The organism is Cyanobacterium aponinum PCC 10605 (genome assembly GCF_000317675.1).
Taxonomy (GTDB): Bacteria; Cyanobacteriota; Cyanobacteriia; order Cyanobacteriales; family Cyanobacteriaceae; genus PCC-10605.
Map to the genome: position 1 here is coordinate 1296435 of NC_019776.1, position 15721 is coordinate 1312155.

Here is a 15721-nt window from a genome sequence, read left to right on the forward strand (position 1 = left end):
ATTCACTAATCATCTTTATCCTTTCCATTTTCCTAAGTCCATAACTCAGGTTAATTAAAATTTTCCAGATTTTGGTAAGCATTAATCATCCCCTGAGCGCCTTGATTATATCCTTCTCCTTCATTTAATTCAGCACTAACTTGAAATAACTGATTAGCTAACTCTACGCCGGGTAAATGCCTATCTTGAAGAGTTTCTTGTATTAAACGTAAGTCTTTTAATATATGCTTAATCATGAATCCGGGTTCAAAATCTTCCTCAATAATTTTTTTGCCTAGATTACTCAATGCCCAAGAACCAGCCGCTCCCGTGCTACAAACTTTTACAATCAAGTTGGGATCTATGTTTTGAACTTGGGCTAATTTCATCGCCTCGCATAAGGCTACCATATGCAAACTAGCTAAAACCTGATTACATAATTTTACCCCTTGTCCACTGCCTACATCCCCACAGTGAGTAATATTTTTTCCCATAATCTCTAAATAGGGTAAACATTCTCTAAAGTCTTTTTCTTTTCCCCCTACCATAATTGTTAAAGTGCCTTGTTGAGCTCCTATATCCCCACCAGAAATAGGGGCATCTAAGAAACGAATTTGTTTTTTCTCTAATTGACTGGCAATGTTTTTCACTGCCGTTGAGCCAATGGTGCTAAAGTCAACAACTAAGCTGTTTGGAGGAGCAAAATTAATTACCCCTGACTCTGACAATAAAACTTCTTCCACATCTGGCACATCTCCTAAACAAGTAAAAATTATTTCGGCGGATTCTACTGCTTCGGCAATGGTATCAACCATTGTTAAAGATGATTCTTGTAATAGAGGTTGTATATGAGGGCGATTTTTAGTGCGATTCCACACTTTAATCTGACATGGGGCATTCGCTAAATTTTTTGCCATTGGTGCTCCCATTACTCCTAATCCTAAAAATGCTAGTTGATGATTCATGATTAACACTAACTAATCTTATTTTTGATGGCGTTGACTACAGTTTCTAATACATGAACCCTAGCATAATATTTATCATTCCCGGGTACAACTGTCCAAGGGGCAAGGGCTGTGCTAGTACGTGCGATCGCTTGATTTACTGCCACATCATACAAATCCCATTTTTCTCGGTTGCGCCAATCTTCTTCTGTTAGTTTATAACGTTTATAGGGGTCTTCTTTTCGATCTTGAAAACGGTTTAATTGTTCTTCTGGGCTGATATGTAGCCAGAATTTTAAAACAATATAGTTTGATGTAGCTAATTGAGCTTCAAATTCATTAATTTCTCTGTAGGCTCTCCGCCATTCTATCTCCGTGGCAAATCCTTCTATTCTTTCTACTAAGACTCTACCATACCAACTGCGATCGCATATACCAATTTTTCCTAAAGCTGGTAAACTACGCCAAAAACGCCAAAGATAATGATGTTTTTTTTCTTCATCGGTGGGGGCGGCAAAGGTGTGAACTTCATAACTACGGGGGTCTAAAATATCGGTAACACGCTTAATCGCTCCTCCTTTCCCGGCGGCATCCCAACCTTCAAATAATAGTAAAACCCCGATATTATGTTCATAAATATCTTTTTGTAATTGTCTGAGTTGCACTTGATATTTTTTTAATTTAGTTTTATATTCATCCTTTGGCAAGTGTAAAGTTAAATCAGTTTGCCCTAAATAATCAGGCTCAGTGGGTAATAATTGACTTTGGGGGGCAGAAGATGGGGTTGCGGTGATAATTTCTCTTTTGGCTAAACCTTCTCGGATAGTAGCAACTAATTGCGTTAAAACCTTCATTTTTGCCCAACGTTGACAATCTGCCTCCACTAAAACCCATGGTGCAAATCCAGTGCTAGTATAAATCAACATTTCCTCCGCTAAATGACTATATTCTTCGTAATTTTTTACTTGTTGCCAGTCTTCTTTGCGCACTCGCCACGATTCTAGTTCGTCTTTTTCGTATTTTTTAAGACGGTTTTTAAGTTCTTTTTTGCTAACATGAAGCCAATATTTAGCAACTACCGTCCCATCTTCTACCAACTGTCTTTCAAAAGCATTAATATCCCTCATTATCAATGGCACTCTTTCATCTTCTAGGCGCTTAAATAACCTGTCTTCTAACACGTGGGTGTACCAACTATGGTAAAAAATACCAATACTCCCTACTGGGGGAAGTTTCTGCCAAAAACGCCAAAGAAAGGGGTATTGTTTTTCCTGCTCTGAGGGTGAAAAGATAGGATGAACCGTAAAACCACGAGGATCCATGTAGTTTGTCATTTGCTTTACTAATTCCCCTTTTCCTGCGGCCGCCCACCCTTCTAAAACAACGATGATAGGCATTTTTTGTAACCAACAAATATTTTGGAGCGATCGCAACTCTCGCATTAATTCTTCTATTTTGTAGCGGTAGGTATCTTTATCAAGAGAGTTACTTAAATCAAGGTTATCTAACATTTAAAAACTTTATTCTACATTCTATTTTCAAATATATAGTTTATTTTGTTGATACTAATTCATTCTTAATTAATTCTTAACACAAACAAATCAAGGTTTCAGGTGTTGGGAAGAAAGTAAGCAGTCATGATTAGAGAGAAAGGGTGATGAGGTGATGGGGTGAGAGGGGGAAACAAGTAATGAGTTTTTAATTATTAATTATTCACTATTCACTATTCACTATTCTTAATTTTTAATTCCCGTATCACTTACCCCTTGAATAAACTGTTTTTGACCGAAGATAAATAAGATAATGACGGGAATAGTAGCAATTATTACCGCCGCCATGAGTAACGACCAATTACTGGTAAATTGTTCTTGAAAGGATGCTAAGGCTAATTGTACTGTGGTTAAGTTAGGGGTGTTAGTAAATACTAGAGGTTTAAATAAATCATTCCACTCCCCGATAAAGGTAAATAGGGAAAGAGTTATTATCGCCGGTTTTGCTAAAGGGAATAAAATCTGCCAGATAATTTGTAAGGAGTTTGCACCATCTAGGGTTGCCGCTTCTTCTAATTCCACGGGAATAGAAATAAAATATTGACGCATCAAAAAAATACCGAAACCACTGGCGGCAGAAGGCAATATTAACGCCCAATAAGTATTGATTAAATGTCCCCATTTTAAGATTAAAAAAATCGGAATTACTAATACTTGAAAAGGAATAATTAATGTAGATATAATAAGTAAAATAATAAAGTTTTTTCCTCTAAATTTTAGTCTAGCTAAAGCGTAACCTGCCAAAGTGGAAGTAATTACTTGAAAAAAAACAGATGCGATCGCAACCAATCCAGAGTTAGCAAAAGCTAATAAAAAATTGCCTTTTTCCCATGCCAACTGATAATATTGGAAAGTAAATTTAGACTCAGTTCCTGTTGAAAAAAAAGAAGTATATAAAATAAAAATAAAGGGAGATAAAATAATAATTAATCCCCCAAATAATAAGATAAAACTAAAGATTTTAAATGTCGAATTAGTAAACTTATCCATAAAAATTGATTCTCATGAGGGATAAGGTAATAAATGGGGATACAGAGAGTGGGTTGGGGGAAGTAATCAGGAGTCAGGAGTTGGGGTGTTAGGAAGAAATTAACTGTTGCAATAGTTTTTTGTCTAAATTGCTAATTGTAATTGAAATCTATTCACTAACTGCTTTTTACCCAAGGTTTTTTCATTCTCAAAAATGTCTATTTTTGAAACTAATAAATAGTAACAGATACAGGAGTTTTTAAGTATTAATTAATCAATTATTAAGAAAAAACGCTCCCCTCTACTGTGGGAGAGGGGGTGGGGGTGAGGGCCAGATAATTTTGCCCTGACTTTGAAAAAACCCTGCTTTTTACCCCTATCAAAAAAATTAAACCTAATATCCAGTCACCTGATACTTAATACCTGAAACTTCCTAAAGTCGAAAATTTCTGTTAGGAAAAAGTTAAAAGAGGTTTAAAGCCGTGCTTAACAGAGGCTTCGCCGATTTGTTCCATTTTTTCGACACTAATTTGGTTTCTTCCCCAAGAAAAATTAGTGTGCCATTTCTCAAACTCTAACAACATAGCCTCAGCAAAACAAGCAAACATTTGTCTCCCGGGTATATCCATATTGACAATTTCCATAATTTTCCAGTCAATATTTAAGGAATGTTCTACAATGCCGCCATTTAATACCTTAATATCAGGATGATTAAATTTAGTACCCAAATTCTTCGGATAACCGCCATCAATTAATAAACAAGGTTTTTTCAAGGTTTCGTTATTAATTTCTACCCCTCTGGGCATACTGGCAACCCAAACCACTATATCAGCTAAAGGTAAGGCTTCTTCTAAGCCCATGATTTTACCTCTACCTAAATCAGATTGTAAAAGCTCTAAACGCTCACGATTACGGGCAATCAAGAGTAAATCAGCAACATCAGTTTTTTGATTTAACCAACGACAAACAGCACTGCCAATATCACCCGTAGCACCGCATACAGCCACCGTTGCTTTACTCAAGTCAATACCCAATTGGGCGCTGGCTTGTTCTACTTGACGACAAATAATATAAGCTGTATGAGTATTACCAGTGGTAAAGCGTTCAAACTCTAATTCTACGTTACGCACTTGCTTATTTTCCTTAAGATTGAATTCTTCAAAAATAATGGAAGAAAAACCACCGAGAGCAGTAATATTTATGTTGTGTTTTTGAGCTAATGCCATCGCATTTAAAATTTTCCTGATTGCAGTTTTGATGCGACGACTGTTTAACATTTCTGGGAGGAAACAAGATTCGATATAACAGCCTTCAATGGTTGCCCCTGTGACGCTTTTGACTTGAAACTCATCCACTAATATGGGAGGTGCAGAACACCAAAATTCAAATCCTTCATTGGCATATTCAGAGTAGCCCAGTTTGTGAGCTTCTTTTTGAGCGTGTTCTAAGTTGGTTAAGTGACCGATGAGACCAAACATTTAATAATATTTTACTTTAATATAATGTTTTTTTTGAAATACAGAAAGTCAATAAAAGCTAAGAATAAGTTAAGACTTTTTATCATATTACTAAAAAATGTAACAAAAAAAAGTGGTGAGTGCTGATTTCTGATAGTGACAGGGCAAAACTTAATCAATGAATGCCTAATGATAAATAACTGTCATCTCCTAGCAGGTTATAATTACTAATTGCTAATTACTAATTGAATTATGTTGCCTAGAGAAGAATTATTAAAGAGAGTTGAAAATAAAGAAGATATTGCCCGTGTGATTGATAAGGCTGAAAAGGCGGTTAAAACGTGGGAGTTAGTGGTGACAGATTTTCTTTCTCCTCCTGTGTTGGCAGAGGTTAATGAAATTTTTGCTTCTCTGACAGAGGTAAAAATAGTTTGTTGGGGGGGCTATCCTCAAGCGGAAAGGCAACGGGTGGGGATTCATCGAGAGGAGGTTTATGCTGGTGTGGCCGAGATTCCTCTAATGGCTTTAGATGTCGCTGGTAATTTTCTTTTTGATACGGCTACTCATCGAGATTTTTTGGGAGCGATTTTAGGTACGGGTATTGTTAGAGATAAAATTGGTGATATTATTGTTTTGGGTGAAAGAGGGGCGCAGGTTATCGTTACTCCCGAAATAGGGGAGTTTCTGGAAACATCTTTGACTCAAGTGCGTTCTGTACCAGTAAAAACTGGTAAGATAGATTTATCAGATTTAAAAATTCGCCCTCCGAAAAAGAAAGAAATGACTACGGTAGAGGCTTCTTTAAGGTTGGATGCGATCGCATCTTTTGGTTTTGGCATTTCCCGCAGTAAAATGGCCGATGCGATTAATAATGGAGATGTAAGGGTTAATTGGAAAGAAATTACACAACCCAGTTATAATGTCAAAGATGGCGATTTAGTCTCTTTTCGTGGTAAGGGTAGATTAGAAATAGGTGCGATCGCACTTACTAAGAAAGAACGTTATCGCATTAATTTAACAAGGTTTGTATAGGATTTATTTAGAGATATTTAATGAGTTTAATTACTATTTTTTTGACTTCTTTTGGACTGGCAATGGATGCTTTTGCTGTTTCTGTGGGTAGCGGGATTAGCCTCAAAAAAGTAACTCTGAAAGATGCTATCATTATCGGTACGTTTTTTGGCGGATTTCAGTTTTTTATGCCCTTAGTTGGCTGGTTTGCAGGGTTAAGTTTTCGGGAATTTATTGTTAGTTTTGATCATTGGATTGCCTTTGGTTTATTAAGCATCATTGGTGGTAAAATGCTTTATGAGGCTTGGCAAGAAGAAGATGAAGAAGAAGTAGGTACAGACTTCCGCAACTTATATGTTTTGTTAACCTTGGCCATTGCTACCAGCATAGATGCTTTAGCTATAGGTTTGGGTTTTTCTGTGATTAAAACTCCCATTATTACTGCCGCCGTCATTATTGGTATTATCACCTTTTTGCTTTCTTTTTCAGGTGTATTTTTAGGAAGTAAATTCGGTCATTTATTTGAGAAACAAGCGGAAATAATTGGTGGTTTTGTACTGATAGGCATTGGTTTTAAAATTTTATTAGAACATCTTTAGAAATTTATATTCATTTCAACATTTTTTGTTTTTTAAACAGACTAAAAATATAGTTAGCTCACTTTTTCTAACCATTTTTCAAAATCAGATATATTTTCAAAATCGAATAAATCTTCTGCTAAAGATTCTAATTGAGGAATAGAGAGCGATCGCACTTTCTGTTTTTGATTTTCAGTTAAACTACCGAAACGGCGATTTAATTGACGAATCAGCAAATTGGCTTCTCCTTCTTCTAAACCTTTTTGTATGCCCTCTTCTAAACCTTTTTGTATCCCTTCTTCTTTAGCCTTATCTTGCCAGTATTTGACTAAGGTTTCGTAGGCATCTAATTTGGGCATAGTGGCAGTTTTTAAATCAAACATAGTCAATATATCCTCTGTTTTTAATTGCGGTAATTTACTTTTTAGTATAGCTTCGATTAAGGTGAATTGTCTCTGGAAGTCTTCTTCTGTTTTAGCACTACTTAACACAAGATTTCCTAAATGTTTTATCTCAGAATTTGGACTAACAATTAATCTGAGTAAAGCTAAATTAGGGCTTAATTTTTCTATATTTGATAATTCTTCTAAGTATAATCTAGTAATATTATTATTCAATAATATTTGATAAGGAACTTCTGAACCTAAATCATTATTTTTGTTTTTTAGTATTAATAAACCTTTCCATGGTCTCTTGATTTCATATTGACTTAAATAGAGAAATATTTCTGCGAAATATCGATGATAGAATTTTATATCTTTTTGCATTTGTGCTTCTAAAAAGACTAATGGAATATTTTTATCATCAGATAAAGGAGTTAAGAGTCCGTCTAAACGAAATTCTGTATCTTTAACGACTGGTGCTGTATATTCAAATTGACAGTTACTGGGAATTTCAGGTAATAATTCGTTAATTAAACTAGGTTGATTAATAAATATTTGGTAAAAAAGTTTATCAGTTTTCATTTTTTATCATTTCATTAAACCAATCCGCTGTCATTTTTATCCCTTCATCTACGGTATAAGGAGGTTGCCAATTAAGGATTTTTCTAATCTTACCACTATCCACCTGCAATGATCCTAAGAGGCGATCGCCCGCTTCTCCTTTTCCTAGTAATTTTGTTCCTATTTTTATCAAACTAGAAGGTATAGGTAATAATAAGGGAGTTTTATTCATGGCTTTCCCAATGCATCTTATTAACTCAGGGGTTGACAAATCTTCTCCGTCACTGACGATAAAAGTCTGATTTTGAGCTTGAGGGGAGTCAATGCAAGTGATAATAGCATCAACTAAATTGCCCACGTAAACAAGACTACGAGAGTTATTTATGCCTCCTAACGGAAGGGGTAAACCTTTACTAATAATTTTCATTAGTTGGAGAAAATTGGCTTTAACTCCTGCACCATAAACCAGAGGAGGGCGAATAATTACTACTTCTAAGCTTGTTTTCTCTGCTAATTTGAGTAACTCCTGTTCCGCTTCCCATTTACTTTGCCCATAAGGATCAACTGGATTTGGTTTATCATCTTCTCTATAGGGTGTCTTGAAAGTACCTTCGCCATTAACTTTAATGGAACTAAGATAAATAAAGCGTTTAACTCCATTTTTAACCCCTTGTTTTGCCAAAGAAATTGGAGCGTAAGTATTAATTTCTCTATATGCTTCAAGAGATGAGAAGGTGCGATCGTTCATTTGATGCACTCTAGCTGCTAAATAAATAATAACCTCTTGATTTTGTAAAAAGTCTGAAGGTAAGGTATCATTCAAAGAATTAACAATAAAAGAGTTAACATTTTCAGGTAACTTATTTTTATCCTCTGCTTTGCGAATTATTGCTGACATGCTACAATTATCTTTCACTAATTCCTTAACGAGATATTGTCCGACAAATCCAGTCGCACCAGTAATAAGTATAGATTGTGACATATTTCTTTTTTGTTATATGAGATAAGAAAATATTAACTTAAATCAAGGAAAAAATAATTACTCACCATCAATTAATTTCATTAAAAAATTAATGTAGGATTCCAATTCTAAACAAATTAAAGGCACTAATTTCTCATAAACTTTTTTAAGATAATCCAGTTTTAGCTAATCATAATCATTAATCAAAATAGTATAGTAATTTCAAATAAGAAAGTTACATTTAATTTGTGCAATAATCACGAATAATTTCATCTAAAGATGTTCCTGAAGGAACATATACTTACAATTCTGAAAATGGCTGAAAAGCTGAAAGTGTTAAGAATCAAACCGTATGCTTAAATGAAAATGCCCAAAATATTTTTCCTAAATCATGAAATTTCATCTATCTAGCATAATTCAGATTTTCTTTGTCAGATTTAATAGATTATTTCGCTCTCATAAAATTGAAGCATTTGAAGCTATTATGATTTTAGCAATCAGTCATGCTTATGGCTATTTTAATCCTAAACAATTGGCAGATTTCTTAGGAGTTAATCATCAAAAAATATATGCAGAAATTTCTTCATGGACATTATACAAGCTCCAAAAAGTTTTAAAATTATTGATGGTCAATGTGGCAGTAGAACAGTTACAAATTATTGAAAAAAAGAGTAATTCTACACAGTCAAGGGTAAAGATAACACTTGCTGTAGATGATAGTGTTATTGACAGAGTAGGAAAGAGGTTACGCTGTACATTTACTTGGTATAGTGGACGTTGGAAAAAAGTGGTAAATGGACAAAATATATTAGGAATCATATTAACAATCAATGGAAAAGCAATACCCATTGGATTAAAATATTGCTCCAAACAGGGAAGAAAAAATACGCATAAACCAAGTATTTTAATTGCGATGTTAAAGGAAATTAAAGAAGAATGTCTCAAAGAAAATATCAATATTAGTAAATATCCTATTACTCTCGATTCTTGGGATGTATCAAAACAATTAAAAGAACAATTAGATGAACTAGGATTCACCAAAATTATTTTAATTTTCAATTATTAGCACTAATGTTTAAAATTAGTGAAAGTACCGCTCATAATATTTTTCATAAATGGCAAAAATGTATGGAATCTGCACTGCCATGTTCTCTGTTAGAACAGGTAAAAAAGTCCGAAGAAAATCTGGAAGAAATGGAGCAAATATTGACTCATTATGAATTAATTGTAGATAGCGAAGAACAAGAAATAGAAAGAAGTTTAGACTATGAACAGCAAAAAAAGCATACTTTTAAAAACCAGATAATTTGTTTACCAAGAGGAGAAGATATTGTGGATGTAGTAGCAGGAGAGCAAGGTCGGAAAGCTGACATAACTATTTGGCGAGAAAATGCGAATAAATTTGATGAAAAACAAAAATTTAGTGGGGATAAAGCTTATGTAGGTGAACCGCAAATAAGAACTCCTAAAAAGAAACCTAAAAATGGGGAATTAACTCAGGAAGAAAAAGAGCAAAACAAAGAAATATCTTCAGAAAGAATATTTGTAGAACATTTAATTAGAATAATAAAAGTATTTAAGGTTATGGGAGAAAGATTTAGATTAAAAAAAGAAGAATATGAATCAGTTTTTTTAAGCGTATGTGGACTGGTAAGATTAAGAATGAAAACTTTAATAATTAAATATCAGAAAAAAAAAGAAATAGGAGAAGTAATAGATGTTTTATTAACCCATATTTTTTCGTCTAAATTGAGTTTTTCTTAATTTTTGACGAAGTAATAGGATTTTAAAGAAACGATCGCCCTATCAAAAAAAACCTCTAAACATTTATGGTAAAACGTTTATAAATTTTTGGAGATGTCTATTAGTATATAGTTGGTCAACATTTAGCGGTGAGGAAATAAAAAGAAAAGGAATAAGTGAATACTTAGTTGGACTGAAGGAAAAAGGAAGAAGTTATAAAAGATATAGTGATTTCTTCATTGGTTTTAATGGGCTAAATTTTCTTCAGGGAGTCTCAGTTTTTGAGGAACAATGGCAAGAATTGACCTCTTTATTTCCTCAGAAAAGCCGGTATTATCATCAAGGGATGAGAGCTATAAGGCTTATATAATAAGCTTTTTGAGTTCTTTGTCGCCTCGACAGGATAATTTTTTGAAACGAATTAAATCAAGAAAAAAATCTGTTAAATCTTCCAAATCTCCTAACATTTGTAAACATTTAATGGATTCAATTTCCTCCACGGCTAAATCAATATCAAAGGCTTTGAAAAAGTATTTTGACTCCAAAAATGAACCCCATTGAATAATTTTTTTTGGTTGATATTTTTTAATAATTATGTTAGTAATTTTTCATAATCCTGTTTAATTTGTTGCTACAAATTAAACCTTTTTGCTTTTTGTCGTTGATAATTTCTAGCGGCGCTATAATAAAAGACCAAGGTAAATTATCGTTGGAAATCTTCTTTTGTTTTTGCACTATTCAAAACCGATTATTCTAAGTTTTTTACCTCTAAATTTTTAGCTGCAATCGACTTTAGCAAAACTAAATAAGGACTAAGATTTTTATCTTTTAATTAATTGAAAAACTTTGGTAAAGTATTTAAGAAAAACCTTATATATATTGGTTTTTATTCCATTTTCTCGACAAGCTTTAACAATTTCTTGGTTTAGAATTAAATTACTTTTTAAATTAGCAGTACTCTTTCCTCCTGTTCTCATTTTTACAAAAACTTCAGGAATATAAGCATAACGAATATTATATTTAGCAATAAACCTAGTTAAGATTTCGTAATCAGCAGCAATTTGATAGTCTGTTTTAAAATAACCATATTTTTCATATATATTTCTTTTGAGAAAACAGCTAGGATGAGCTGGCATCCAACCCCAAGCAAATTTTTTAGGGGTAAAGTTTGCAGAACTATAATATCTTGTGATTTTGTCCAAATTTTGAGAGTTAACATAAACAATATCACCAAAAACTAAATCTACTCTAGTCTTTTCAAAGTAGGAAACTATCCTAGAAATAATAGAATTATTGACATAGAAATCATCTGAGTTAAGAATACCAACGATGTCACCCGTTGCTAATTTCAGTCCTTTATTCATTGCATCATAAATTCCTTTATCAGGTTCTGAAATAAAATGATCAATACGATCTTGATAAGGTTTTATTTTTTCAATAGTACCATCTGTTGATTGCCCGTCTATGATAATATATTCTACTTTGGGATAGTTTTGAGATAAAACCGAGTTTATGGCACATTCAATTGTTGATTTATTGTTATAAACAACCGTGATAATAGAAACTTTCATTATGAATATCTTTTTTATTTAATACTTTAGTTTTTCAGCAATGGTTTCAAAATAGTGAAAACGACCAATATTTCCTGAGTGAAATACCATAAATTTTTTATCTAAACCATATGTGATAGCAAACTCATATTTTTTTCATTTGAATAATTCAATAGGTGCGATTGAACAATTCTCAATGAGGGGTTTTGATTTTTCAGAATTAGAAGGAGTACCCGTATAAACCTTAGTTTCTAAATCTTTAGTAAATATAGTAGTTTTAATTAAGATTGTAACAATAATATAATTAAATAAATATTGATTTCTCTCACAACGTTAAACTATATGCCCCTTCAGGAACATCTTTAGATAAAATATCCGTGATTATTGCACAAATTAAATGTAACTTTCTTATTTGAAATTACTATAAGTTTTCCACTAAGTCAGTTAATAACTGAGAATTAGAGACTTCACTAGGATAAAAATATTGACTAATAATGATAAGAGAGGGCATAAATTCGATGAATCAATATAAACAAAACCTTATATTTTAATATTATCATCTTCGCAAATTAAAGATATTAAGCGTTTTAAATGAACTTCTCTAGTAAAGTGATCTTGAAAGTGTTTAATAGCATTTTTACTGAGTGTACTGTAATTATCTGGTGATTTAATTCCCTTTAAAATAGCGTCAATAATTTCCTGAGGATCATTAGTTTTTATTAAATAACCATTATACTCATCCTTCACCTGTTCAGGAATTCCTTTGTGATAAGTACTAATAATAGGCGTTCCAAAAGCAAGGGCTTCAATTATACTTAAGGGTTGTCCTTCCCACGAATAAAATGTTGGCAAAACAAAAAAGTTAGCTTCTCTTAACATTTTCTCTTTTTTTTCCCCTGATACCCTGCCATGGTAGATAATATAATCTTCTAAACCAGCTTGTTTTATTTTGAAAAAAAAGTCTTCTTTTTGTTTTTTTACATCCAAAGATTTATCGTCAACGACTGTTAAAGAAAAGTCTCCGCAAAAATCACAGATTAGTCTAATACCATGATTTTTAATTAATTTGATACAAGCATCAAGCAAAATAAGATAGCCTTTAGAAGGAATTAAATTGGATAAATATAGTAATCGAAGACATTGATCCGTCGATGGCAAGGATTTCACCTTTGCTAAATTAGTATTTAAGTTTGTTGTTAAACCGTTGGGTATAAATTTTATTTTTCCGTCAATATCTGGAACGAAATAAAATTGGTCTCGTAATAACTCTCCTAAAACAACGATATGAGTACTTTTCGCCAAAGTAGAACGAATTAATTTTTGAAATAAAGATGATTGACCAAGATAAAAATCCTTGTAACCTCCACCGTGAAGATGTAGAATAACTCGCTTTTTAAAAAACCAAGCAAACCAAATAATCATCATGTCTCGAATAAAACCCAATTTCGATGAGGAAATTGTCATATAAATAACTTCTTGATTGGGAATTTTTTGCAACGCCTCAAAAATAGCTTTTAGGGAGTCTTTGACACGAGTGAGAGAAAAACTACCGTATGTAGCAGATTTCCGAGAATCAACGATATATATGACTTCAGGTTGATAATCTATTAGCTTAAACCCATCAATAAGAGAATCAAAACTTAAAGACACACCTGAAGCCATATTTTGAGAAGAATAACCAATTAACAATATATTTTCATTCATAATATTCAAAGACAAAGATAAAAAAAAATTAGACGCGATCATTCAAGGGATATTTTATGGATTTTTTCCCAAGAAAGTATGATAAAATCTTGGGAGAAATATAAATCAAAAACCAAGACCACAAAATGGTACGAGAAACCAGAGAAAACTCATTTCTAACCCAAATAGTCATAGAATAAAAAACAATTAAAATCATTGACAAGTCTATCGTCGTTAACATTTTGTTTCTTAAAAGAGACCAATATTTTCCCATTAAATTTCCTAAAAAAGTGAATACGACTATTATACCTATCCAAGAAAAATTTAGGTAAGATTCTGCAATTGCCAAAAAACCAATTCCAGCGACGGTGTTTGGTGCGATATATTCTTTTACCCACTGACTATTTGACGGTGCCATCCCAGAATTGAATGGGATTGCGGACAATATTGAAAGTAGATAATCAATTCCCCATCTATAATCTTCCATAAAATTAATCTGCATGAGAGTCCCCATTAAAGTTTCAATAGTTGACGAAAAAGGTTCAAAAAATGCTTGTAAATAGGTCGAAAAATACTTATCCGAATTTAGAATAATATCTTGTAAAAGGATAAAATTCCATTGTGAAACGGGAATTCCCCTTAATACTTGAACAAGAGGAACTAACAAAAAAATAAAAATCAGAATTAATGACCATCTCAACCAATTAAATTTAGACACACTTATAGAATAAGATTGTATGTATATCAATAGAATTGGTAAAGCCGCTCCTCTATCTCCTGTAATCAATAATAAAGCACAGGAAATAAAAATCCAAATAAAACTCATTCTGATGGATTTTGTACTACTAGAGCTTATGGCGAGTAGTGCAAGGGTTGACCAAGGAATTAACCAAGTTAAAGATGCAACTAAAAATTTTTGACTAAAATCATTTTTCTCAATTCTTGCAAATTCATGATAACCGCCTTGAATCATAACTGCTAATCCTTTTCCTTGTAAATATAGGAAACCGATAAATCCTAAACAAAATAAGATAATGAACACACAAATTATAGATAAATAATACTCATGAAATTTCCTTTGATAATTATTAATTTGAAATAACTTAGATACCATACTTTTTTTTATTATCTGTTTTGATGTTTTTGATGTCAAAGTCCCCAATGAAAATGACACAAAAGCCATCGCAACTAAAGGTACACTCATTGATAAATATTCATAGTTAACCAACCTTAATGCACTTAAGCCAAAAGAACCTAAAAATAGATAAAGAATAAAGGCAGAATTGGTAAAAAGATAAGTAATGAAGAGATATACACTAGGGAATGATAAAACACTTATCCTAGTTGCAATCAGTAAAAAGAAAATTTGCAAAGGACAAAAAATCACACTGAATAAACAATAATCTCTAAAATTTGCCACGTCATATTTTTGATTAAGTAGAACAAACGTAATCAATAGTAGAAGTTCGGACAAATAGATAAGAAAACAAATTTTTTTAATCGTTTTATTCATAAATCACTGTTAAAAACGTTATTAAGAATAACGAAAATTTTGCAGACAATATTGATCAGCTAGACCATGATAATAAGATAAGTCTTGTTCCGAAAAATAATTTATCCAATCACCCACTGAACCTTTTCTAGTAAAAGCAAATCCTTCTTTATTCTCTTTTTCTTTATAGTGTTTTGTTTTTTCTTCATTATGTTTTACTTTTTCAAAACGAGAAAGAATAATTGCTTCAGAAATAATCGACTCAGGTAAAGATATTTCTAAAAAATTTAACATTCTAAAAAACTCATTCTTATCATTATTTTTTAACTCTTCATAAAAAATAGTCTCTTTATTTATATGTTCCCATGACTTATGATAACGAAACCACGATTGTAAACCAAATTTTTTATTTCTAATAAATTCTGAAAATGAGCCATCGAAATTAGTAGTTTTTTTATTGGAAGCAAAATAATAATATGAAACCATAACATCTCTTGGATCTCTCATGATCAGAATGGTTTTTTTATCCGAAAAAAAAGGAAGATAAGATTTATGGGTTTTAATAATTCGTGGTAATTTCGTGTATTTCCATGGGTTCAATAGATTATTGACACCAAATTCTGGCATCGTTTCGTCTAAAATCTTAAAGTTCACAATCTTACCATCCCAATAAATCAAACTAATTAGATTACAAAAGAAAAATCTAACCCATGTATTTCCTGACTTTGGAAAGGAGGTTAAGATGACATCTTGATTCTTAAAACCTAAAACACCAACAGCATGAGAATAAATTTTTGAAAACAATTGTTGACGAGAAAAATAGTTCATAAATTAATTTGATTTAGTTTTTATTTGTAATA

At 32.2% G+C, this 15721-nt stretch carries 14 protein-coding genes; 4 read left to right on the forward strand and 10 right to left on the reverse strand.

Annotated features, from left to right (window positions below):
• Positions 1-50: 50 nt before the first annotated feature.
• The 4 genes from CYAN10605_RS05360 to CYAN10605_RS05375 form a co-directional block, all read right to left on the reverse strand.
• Positions 51-944 carry an NAD(P)-dependent oxidoreductase gene (locus tag CYAN10605_RS05360; protein ID WP_015218920.1) on the reverse strand — a complete coding sequence of 298 codons (894 nt, stop codon included), beginning with the start codon at positions 942-944 and terminating at the stop codon, positions 51-53.
• An 8-nt stretch (positions 945-952) separates the two neighbouring features.
• Entirely contained in the window at positions 953-2434 is a 1482-nt protein-coding gene (pap, locus tag CYAN10605_RS05365) for a polyphosphate:AMP phosphotransferase (protein ID WP_015218921.1), read from the reverse strand.
• Positions 2435-2659: 225 nt separating this feature from the next.
• Entirely contained in the window at positions 2660-3463 is an 804-nt protein-coding gene (locus CYAN10605_RS05370; protein ID WP_015218922.1) for a carbohydrate ABC transporter permease, read from the reverse strand.
• Positions 3464-3894: 431 nt separating this feature from the next.
• Complete coding sequence (locus tag CYAN10605_RS05375; protein ID WP_015218923.1) at positions 3895-4920, reverse strand: long-chain acyl-[acyl-carrier-protein] reductase; 1026 nt, start codon at positions 4918-4920, stop codon at positions 3895-3897.
• A gap of 231 nt (positions 4921-5151) precedes the next feature.
• On the opposite strand from CYAN10605_RS05375, the gene CYAN10605_RS05380 reads away from it, so the two are divergent.
• Both CYAN10605_RS05380 and CYAN10605_RS05385 read left to right on the forward strand, forming a co-directional pair.
• Positions 5152-5931, forward strand: a complete 780-nt coding sequence (locus CYAN10605_RS05380) for a photosystem II electron transport protein, Sll1252 family (protein ID WP_015218924.1) — start codon at positions 5152-5154, stop codon at positions 5929-5931.
• Between the two features lie 20 nt (positions 5932-5951).
• Positions 5952-6509 carry a manganese efflux pump MntP gene (locus tag CYAN10605_RS05385; RefSeq protein WP_015218925.1) on the forward strand — a complete coding sequence of 186 codons (558 nt, stop codon included), beginning with the start codon at positions 5952-5954 and terminating at the stop codon, positions 6507-6509.
• Positions 6510-6562: 53 nt separating this feature from the next.
• On the opposite strand, the gene CYAN10605_RS05390 is transcribed toward CYAN10605_RS05385, so the two are convergent.
• Together CYAN10605_RS05390 and CYAN10605_RS05395 are read right to left on the reverse strand one after the other, a co-directional pair.
• Positions 6563-7453, reverse strand: coding sequence for a DUF2887 domain-containing protein (locus CYAN10605_RS05390; protein WP_015218926.1), 891 nt, complete (start codon positions 7451-7453; stop codon positions 6563-6565).
• Positions 7443-8414 (reverse strand): UDP-glucose 4-epimerase family protein, encoded by a 972-nt coding sequence (locus CYAN10605_RS05395; protein WP_015218927.1) that lies wholly within the window; start codon positions 8412-8414, stop codon positions 7443-7445. The genes CYAN10605_RS05390 and CYAN10605_RS05395 overlap by 11 nt, the downstream gene beginning before the upstream one ends.
• A gap of 370 nt (positions 8415-8784) precedes the next feature.
• Between CYAN10605_RS05395 and CYAN10605_RS18790 the strand changes: the two genes are divergently transcribed.
• Together CYAN10605_RS18790 and CYAN10605_RS05405 are read left to right on the forward strand one after the other, a co-directional pair.
• Positions 8785-9459: a hypothetical protein gene (locus CYAN10605_RS18790; protein WP_015218928.1), complete on the forward strand. Its 675-nt coding sequence runs from the start codon at positions 8785-8787 to the stop codon at positions 9457-9459.
• A gap of 5 nt (positions 9460-9464) precedes the next feature.
• Positions 9465-10157, forward strand: coding sequence for a transposase family protein (locus tag CYAN10605_RS05405; protein WP_015218929.1), 693 nt, complete (start codon positions 9465-9467; stop codon positions 10155-10157).
• 800 nt (positions 10158-10957) lie between these two features.
• Here CYAN10605_RS05405 and CYAN10605_RS05415 read toward each other — a convergent pair.
• From CYAN10605_RS05415 to CYAN10605_RS05430, 4 genes are all read right to left on the reverse strand, one after another.
• On the reverse strand, positions 10958-11707 hold the full coding sequence (locus CYAN10605_RS05415; RefSeq protein ID WP_015218930.1) for a glycosyltransferase family 2 protein: 750 nt from the start codon (positions 11705-11707) through the stop codon (positions 10958-10960).
• Between the two features lie 519 nt (positions 11708-12226).
• On the reverse strand, positions 12227-13390 hold the full coding sequence (locus tag CYAN10605_RS05420; RefSeq protein WP_190275012.1) for a glycosyltransferase family 4 protein: 1164 nt from the start codon (positions 13388-13390) through the stop codon (positions 12227-12229).
• A 28-nt stretch (positions 13391-13418) separates the two neighbouring features.
• A complete protein-coding gene (locus CYAN10605_RS05425; protein WP_015218932.1) occupies positions 13419-14882 on the reverse strand; it encodes an O-antigen polymerase in 1464 nt (487 codons plus the stop codon).
• A 21-nt stretch (positions 14883-14903) separates the two neighbouring features.
• Positions 14904-15689, reverse strand: a complete 786-nt coding sequence (locus CYAN10605_RS05430) for a sulfotransferase domain-containing protein (protein WP_015218933.1) — start codon at positions 15687-15689, stop codon at positions 14904-14906.
• Positions 15690-15721: the final 32 nt, after the last annotated feature.